The 954-nt window shown below is 76.7% G+C and carries 1 protein-coding gene; it reads left to right on the forward strand.

Annotation, left to right across the window (positions count from 1 at the left end):
* The coding region (malQ, locus tag BZY54_RS48925; RefSeq protein ID WP_086731609.1) for a 4-alpha-glucanotransferase at positions 1–954 on the forward strand (954 nt) is incomplete at both ends.

A 954-nucleotide genomic window follows, 5' to 3' on the forward strand; every position in this document is an offset into this window, starting at 1 on the left:
GGCCGAACGGCTGCGCGCCGCCGTACTCGACAAAGGCTCGCTGATCGACCGGGACACGGTGTGGGAGCTCAAGCGCGCGGCGCTGGAGCCGGTGCTCCGGGTGCCGCTCGGCCCCGGCCGCCGTGCCGCCTACGCCGACTTCCTCGCCCGCGAGGGCCAGGCCCTGGAGGACCACGCCACCTGGTGCGCCCTGGCGGAGGTGCACGGCTCGGACTGGAGCCGGTGGCCCGAGGGGCTCAGGGACCCGCGCTCGGCCGAGACCGCCCGGGCCCGCGCCGAAGTCATGGACCGCGTCGACTTCCACTCCCGCCTCGCCTGGCTCACCGACGCACAGCTCACCGCCGCCCAGCGCACCGCCCGCGAGGCCGGCATGCCGATCGGGATCGTGCACGACCTCGCCGTCGGCGTGCACCCCGGCGGGGCCGACGCCTGGGCGCAGCAGGACCACTTCGCCGCCGGCATGTCGGTCGGCGCCCCGCCGGACGCCTTCAACGCGCGCGGCCAGGACTGGGGCCTGCCGCCCTGGCGCCCCGACCGCCTGGCCGAGTCCGGCTACGCCCCGTTCCGGCGCCTGCTGCGCGCCCTGTTCCACTACGCGGGCGCCCTGCGCATCGACCACGTCATGGGCCTGTTCCGGCTCTGGTGGGTGCCGCAGGGCCGGCCGCCCACGGAGGGCACGTACGTCCGCTACGACGCCGAGGCCATGCTCGCGGTCCTGGTGCTGGAGGCATCGCGTGCGGGATCCTTGGTGATCGGCGAGGACCTGGGCACCGTCGAGCCCGGGGTGCGCGAGACCCTGGACCGGCGCGGCGTCCTCGGCACGTCGGTGCTGTGGTTCGAACGGGACTGGGAGGGCGACGGCCGCCCGCTGCCCCCCGCCCGCTGGCGGGCCGACTGCCTGGCCACGGCCACCACCCACGACCTGCCGCCCACCGCCGCCCGCCTCACCGGTGA

Source organism: Streptomyces carpinensis, assembly GCF_002154505.1.
Lineage (GTDB): Bacteria > Actinomycetota > Actinomycetes > Streptomycetales > Streptomycetaceae > Streptomyces > Streptomyces carpinensis.